Genomic DNA, 3,129 nt, shown 5'->3' with positions numbered 1-3,129 from the left:
GAANTTAGGCGTTCCAAGACACAATCAGAACTTATCTTGACAATATGGCAAAGAGTGACGCTTTATTCGCCGTCAAGTATGCCAATCGTACAGCGTTGGATTCCCGCCGGAGAGTCCGAATTTGACGCTGATGGTGTCGATAAGTATGGCTATTGTAATGTTGGAGAAAAGACAAAAAACAACGTACCCGGAGGCACGTTGTTTTTAATTATAGGTTGAGATATGATTTCAGAACATCGACATATTCTTCAAATGCCTTTATTCCATCTTCAGTGATTGAACATAGAGTCCGGGGGCGGTTTCCAGACATTCCTTTTTCAACAGATATATAACCTGCCGAGGAAAGCTTATCAATCTGAACACTAAGGTTTCCGGCAGTGGATTCGGTTTTCTCTTTGAGATACACGAAATCTGCTTCTTCCACATTCATAAGAATGGACATTATAGCAAGCCGGAGTTGCGAATGTAGAAGCGGATTCAACTCTTTCATCCCTTTTTCGCTTTATGATTAATTATATGACCGGGAACAATCATCATTACAACCCAAAAGAGAATGAAGAGGGGCATGAACCAGTTGGCTAAAAGAGGAATCTTACCGGTCACACAACATACCAAAACCATTCCGATAGCCAAGCCGACAATTCCGCCCCATGTAAGGGATTTCTCTTTAACGATAAGACCTTGTGCAATCTCAGCAAAGGGAGCGGCAATAATTGTATAGACAATCATTGCAGTCCAGCATTTGATACCGCCGATGAGTGAGAATCCGAGGCAAATTAAGGTTAAAACGATTTCGGATACTCCGAATATCGACCATAGATGAGAGGTGATTTTGTCGGAATAAGTCACAACACCATTAGTTCGTTTTTCACGACGCGCCATTATAGAAGTTAACGGCATACCGATTACGGGAATGGCAAACCACAGCCAGTTCCATACATTTTGCTGTGTGGCTGCGAGCAGTATCCATACCAGTATTGAACTAAATACAGCAAGGTATCCCCACATAAGCAGGATGTTACCGCTGCCGAGGTAGCGGGCTTTCGTGCGAGCGATCATCGAAGTTATCACTTCGAGGCTCTCTTTTTCAGTTAGTTTTTTATCTTCCATTTTACAGGATTTTGAGGGTTAACATTAGGTTTATTTTATAAACCATTTCTCTTTGAAAAAAGAGCGGTCGCGCGATTCCGCTCTCTATTCGGTTGCAAAGTTAATTTGGTTTATAATATAAACCAAATTTTCCAGGAGATTTTTTTGAAAAAATTTTTAGCGCTTCCTTAAAATTTGTTGGCAGCATTATAGCCATTCATCTTTCAACAGGAAATCAAATAAGCCTGTGAAATAATAAGACGATACTGTTTTGGAATCGATCTTCATCTTTTGCACCGATTCAAGGGTATTGGCTATGCGTGCCGGATTGGTAAGCGAGCCAATGGAACTACATAACGAGGTGGCAAGTCGAGAAACGGCAAGTTCATTTCTTACTTTGTTTCTCTCTACCACATCATCAATATAAGTCTTGTCCCACAAGTTCTGAAGATCAGCTTATTGAGATAAGAATCTCTTTGTATGTATTTGTCGTTGCTCATTTCCTATTCCGAATTTACTGCAAATTTACAGCATTTTCGGAATGGAACCAAATTTTATTATGGTAAAGGATTTGGCTGCACCACATCTACCGTTCCGCCGCCTTTCATCACTTCAAGAAGGTCGGGACCGTTCAGGTTGTCCACTATGGCGATGACCGGGAAAGTCAATGACTGCACCAGGTGGCAGTTTTGCCACCTCGTCCTTTGCAGCCTCCATCGTCTCGACGGCAATCGGCTCATAGCCGGACTTGACAAGCAAGCCCGACATAAGCCGACGGTCAGATTCGGAGGCATCTATAATGAGAATCCTGTTCATGTTACGTTGATTTTAGTGTCATTACAATTCAATCGGTAGTTAATATGCTTATAAATAATGAAATCAGTGTAAATAATATTCCAATAATAATAGTCCCAATCCATTGATATTTTGTCCGCAATANGCCCGCTATAAGTGTTCCTATGGTTCCCCCAACGAAATATAGTATCATATACAATGTATTTAGGGAATTTGCATTGATATTGCTGCTTGTTACTACTTTTGTCTGATTGGAAAGATGTATGCATTGCATACCGGCATCAATAATCAGGACTGTGATAACTATGCTTACGAAATATCCATCAAATGCAAGTGCTGTAAACCAAGCGAATAACATTGATAACGCACCGGCAATCGAACATCTCCTACTTCCCCAAGTTTGGGTGTGCTTGCTTAGTATTATCACACATGAAGCACCTGCTATACCGCAGAGCCCAAGACTGCCGATTACATCATCTGAGGCAAAAAACGGGGAGGCTTTCATCCGATACGATATACAACTCCACAGGGCGAAAAAAGATGCGTAGGCGGTTGCAGATCTTGCTGCTGAAGTATGCAGCGTTTTGTTATGCAGCAATAGACTGATCATTGATTTTAGAGTTCCTCTGTAGTTGGACGTTGGCAACGGCTTATCGCCGGGTAAAGTTATCGCTATTGCTGTCAGGCATAAAAGCATCACAACGGATGCAAAGAAATAAACGTAACGCCAGGAAATGGCTTCCGATATGATTCCGCTTAGAAATCGGGAGCCTAAAATGCCAATCAATAAACAAGACTGAATAAAGAGCCGCCATCGGTATAAAAAATTGAGGCATTACTGAACTGATTCCTATTATGAAAGATGATAATTTTATGATAAACAAGTCTTTCGTTATAGCGACTGATAGAAGAGCCATAGAACAGCAAAAATAATCAATTGTTATGATACGCTTTTTTGATAGTGTATTGCCAAGAGGAATGACTATACATAATCCTACGACGTATCCGAATTGAGTAAGCGCGCTGATTATGCTTCCATCATACTCAGAAGCGTGGAAGTCGGAAACAATACTGCCCAATAGCGATTGGTTGTAATAACAATTGGCTACCGAGAAGCCGGTAGCCAATGCCATAATAATAAGAAGGAGTTTTGGTATCCCTTCATTTTCTTTCAAAACACAAGGCATCTTTTCTTAGAAACTGTTTAAATTTAATTGTGAGGTTCATTGAGAGGATTTTATGAGG

At 40.9% G+C, this 3,129-nt stretch carries 5 protein-coding genes; all 5 read right to left on the bottom strand.

The features are described 5' to 3' along the window. Nucleotides 1–208 precede the first annotated feature (208 nt). Nucleotides 209–490 carry a transcriptional regulator gene (locus JX312_RS11125; protein ID WP_123403212.1) on the bottom strand — a complete coding sequence of 94 codons (282 nt, stop codon included), beginning with the start codon at nt 488–490 and terminating at the stop codon, nt 209–211. Then, nucleotides 487–1,110 carry a hypothetical protein gene (locus JX312_RS11120; protein WP_204458049.1) on the bottom strand — a complete coding sequence of 208 codons (624 nt, stop codon included), beginning with the start codon at nt 1,108–1,110 and terminating at the stop codon, nt 487–489. The genes JX312_RS11125 and JX312_RS11120 overlap by 4 nt, the downstream gene beginning before the upstream one ends. A gap of 186 nt (nt 1,111–1,296) precedes the next feature. Beyond that, entirely contained in the window at nt 1,297–1,530 is a 234-nt protein-coding gene (locus JX312_RS11115) for a hypothetical protein (RefSeq protein ID WP_204458048.1), read from the bottom strand. Nucleotides 1,531–1,701: 171 nt separating this feature from the next. Further along, nucleotides 1,702–1,905 (bottom strand): response regulator, encoded by a 204-nt coding sequence (locus tag JX312_RS11110; RefSeq protein WP_204458047.1) that lies wholly within the window; start codon nt 1,903–1,905, stop codon nt 1,702–1,704. A 28-nt stretch (nt 1,906–1,933) separates the two neighbouring features. Next, complete coding sequence (locus JX312_RS14360) at nt 1,934–2,671, bottom strand: MFS transporter (RefSeq protein WP_370541503.1); 738 nt, start codon at nt 2,669–2,671, stop codon at nt 1,934–1,936. Nucleotides 2,672–3,129: the final 458 nt, after the last annotated feature.

Source organism: Barnesiella sp. CU968, from assembly GCF_905219685.1.
GTDB lineage: Bacteria > Bacteroidota > Bacteroidia > Bacteroidales > Muribaculaceae > Lepagella > Lepagella muris_A.
This window is presented reverse-complemented; position numbering and strand designations above follow the sequence as displayed.

What these genes read in the sequence shown, in the direction of transcription:
- JX312_RS11125 (WP_123403212.1), bottom strand. Translation starts at nt 490, where the DNA reads ATGAAAGAGTTGAATCCGCTTCTACATTCGCAACTCCGGCTTGCTATA.
- JX312_RS11120 (WP_204458049.1), bottom strand. Translation starts at nt 1,110, where the DNA reads ATGGAAGATAAAAAACTAACTGAAAAAGAGAGCCTCGAAGTGATAACT.
- JX312_RS11110 (WP_204458047.1), bottom strand. Translation starts at nt 1,905, where the DNA reads ATGAACAGGATTCTCATTATAGATGCCTCCGAATCTGACCGTCGGCTT.